A 2,797-nucleotide genomic window follows, 5' to 3' on the forward strand; every position below is an offset into this window, starting at 1 on the left:
GCGGCGAGGCCGTTGTCCTGGCGGTAGGCTTTAACCCGGGCCGCGACCTGGTCCACCAGTTTCTGGCTGGTAGGGCCCAGGTTGCTGGCGCCGCTGGAACCGGCGTTGTACGGCTGGGAGACACTTTTGCTCGGGTCTTGCGGGTCGGCACCGAGGGTCATGCTCGGGCGGCCGTGGAAGTAGCCGGGCCTGGTGAAGTCCTGGCCGATCAACGCCGAGCCGATCACCAATCCGTCGCGTTCAATCAGCGAGCCCTGGGCCTGGAACGGGAACAGCAACTGCGCGGCAAAGGTGGTGAAGACCGGGTAGGCGAGGCCGGTCAGCGCCATGAAAAACACTGCCGAAACCAGCACCGGGCGCAACAGCCCTTTGAATATCGATTGAGTCGTCATCAACGTGTCCTTAGTTGTACGTCTGGCCGGACAGCAACTGCAGTTGCTCCACCAGCGGACCGAGCGCGAGCGCCGGCAGGAAAGTCAGGCCGCCCACCACCAGCACCACAAACACCACCAGCACCATGAACAGCGGGGTTGCGGTGGGGATGGTGCCGGCGCCGGCAGGCACGGTCTTTTTCATCGCCAGGGAACCGGCCACGGCGAGCATCGGCAGCATGGTGAAGAAGCGCCCGACCAGCATCGCGAGGCCAATGGTGGTGTTGAAGAACGGCGTATTGGCGTTCAGCCCGGCGAACGCCGAACCGTTGTTGGCGGTGCCCGAGGTGTAGGCGTAGAGCACCTCGCTGAAACCGTGGGGGCCGAGGTTATTCAGGCTGGCCATGGTGTCGGGCCACAGGGCGGCGAGGGCGGTGAAACCGAGGATGCTGATGGGGTGCGCGAGCACCGAGAGCATCACCAGTTTCATCTCTCGGGCCTCGATCTTCTTGCCGAGGAATTCCGGGCTGCGGCCGATCATCATGCCCACCAGGAACACCGTCAGCAGCGCGTACTGGATCAGGTTGATAAAGCCCACGCCGTCGCCGCCGAACACGCAGTTGAGCATCATCTGCGCCAGGGGCACGAAGCCGCCCATGGGGGTCAATGAGTCATGCATCGCGTTGACCGAACCGGTGGTGGCCGCGGTGGTGGTGGCGATAAACAGGCTGCTGTCGGCAATGCCGAAACGCAGTTCCTTGCCTTCCATATTGCCGCCGCTTTGTTCGATGGACAGCGTCTGGTTGGCACCGGCCTGGGTCAGCAGCGGGTTGCCGTTTTGCTCGGCGCCGTACACCAGCGCGAGAAAGCCTAAGAACATCACCAGGAAGGTGCCGAAAAACACCCAGCCCTGACGGCGTTGGAGCAGCATGCTGCCGAAGGTGTAGGTCAGCGCCGACGGGATCAGCAACATGCTGAGGATGTGCAGGGCGTTGGTCAGCGGGGTCGGGTTTTCGAACGGGTGCGCGGCGTTCATGCTGAAGAAGCCGCCGCCGTTGGTGCCGATATGCTTGATCGATTCAAAGCTCGCCACGGCGCCGACAATCAGTTGTTGCTGCGCGCCTTCCAGGGTGGTGGCCAGGGCTTGGGAGGAAAAGGTCTGCGGCATGCCTTGCCACACATACACCAGGGCCATGCCCACGCACAGCGGCAGCATCACGCGGTACAGGGTGCGAGTGAAGTCGACCCAGAAATTGCCGATATCCGCCGAGCTTGAGCGACTCAGGCCACGGATAAAACCGGCTGCGGCGACCACGCCCGAGGTGGCGCCGACGAACATCAGGAAGGTGATTACTGCCATCTGGCTGAAGTTCGACAGGCTGGTTTCGCCCGAGTACGCCTGCCAGTTGGTGTTGGTGATAAAGGAAGCGGCGGTATTGAACGCCAGGTCCGGGGTTTGTGCGGCCAGCCCGAGTGGGTTGATCGGCATGACGGCCTGTAACCGCAGGATGAGATAGCCGAGCAGCATCATCGCGGCGTTCGACAGCAACAGGGCCGAGCCGTAGCGGGCCCAGCTCATGGTTTCCAGCGGGTCGATGCCCAGCAGGCGATAGGTATAACGTTCCGGCAGGGCGTGGCGGGTTCCGGTAAACACCCGGGTCAGCCACTTGCCCATCAGCACGGCGAGCCCGGTCATCAACCCCAGGACCAGCGCAAATTCCAGCAAAGTGCTTAGCATGTCGAGGCTCCGTTCAAATCTTGCCCATGGCGACAATGGCCATGGTTGTCGCGGCGAAAAACACCAGGGAGAGGCCTACAAAAATCATGTCGTACATGGTGGGGCTCCCTAGAACTTTTCGGCGCGAATGAGGGCGTAGCCCAGATAAGCGAACAGCCCGACGGCGCATAGGCCGCTGGCGATATAGATGAACTTGAGTGTGAGCACGGTGGAACTCCCCTGATTAATAAGCCGCGATTGCGGACGCGGGGAGGTTAAGAGGTTGGGTATCAAGTTCGGGCACTGATTGCGGGTTTGGGCATTAAGACGGTGTATAGAGGGCGGTGGGGTGGGCGAACGGAAAAAAGGGATAACCCGGGGGCGGGGTATCCCTTGAAGCACTGGGGTTTTGCTGCTTTTGATGATCAGCTTATTTGGCTTTCTTTTTCTTTGATTCGCGGGTGGCGAGTTGTTCGAAGCAAAACGCGGCGGCGCCGAACAGGGCGATCATTGAGAGGACGATCATGCCTAACGTTGAACTTTCCACGATGACTTCCTGCGGGGGTTATTGGGGTGGAGGTCACAGTAGTGGAGGGGGGATTAGTTGCTCAATAGAGACGACTTAAACGTTACGGCTGGGGGGGAATCTATACGGGTTCTTTACGTTGATGTTGGGTGTATATCCGTTTTTTAGGTAACGGCTACTTAT

Annotated in this window: 3 protein-coding genes; all 3 read right to left on the reverse strand. The window is 60.6% G+C overall.

Annotation, left to right across the window (positions count from 1 at the left end):
• Window positions 1-392 (reverse strand): potassium-transporting ATPase subunit C (locus HX846_RS15070; RefSeq protein ID WP_178965639.1); only part of this gene is annotated, 392 nt, incomplete at its 3' end.
• A gap of 10 nt (window positions 393-402) precedes the next feature.
• Entirely contained in the window at window positions 403-2,109 is a 1,707-nt protein-coding gene (gene kdpA, locus HX846_RS15075; protein ID WP_003219425.1) for a potassium-transporting ATPase subunit KdpA, read from the reverse strand.
• Window positions 2,110-2,217: 108 nt separating this feature from the next.
• A complete protein-coding gene (gene kdpF, locus HX846_RS40400) occupies window positions 2,218-2,316 on the reverse strand; it encodes a K(+)-transporting ATPase subunit F (RefSeq protein ID WP_003219423.1) in 99 nt (32 codons plus the stop codon).
• Between the last annotated feature and the right edge of the window lie 481 nt (window positions 2,317-2,797).

This window comes from Pseudomonas sp. K5002 (genome assembly GCF_013386655.1).
GTDB lineage: Bacteria > Pseudomonadota > Gammaproteobacteria > Pseudomonadales > Pseudomonadaceae > Aquipseudomonas.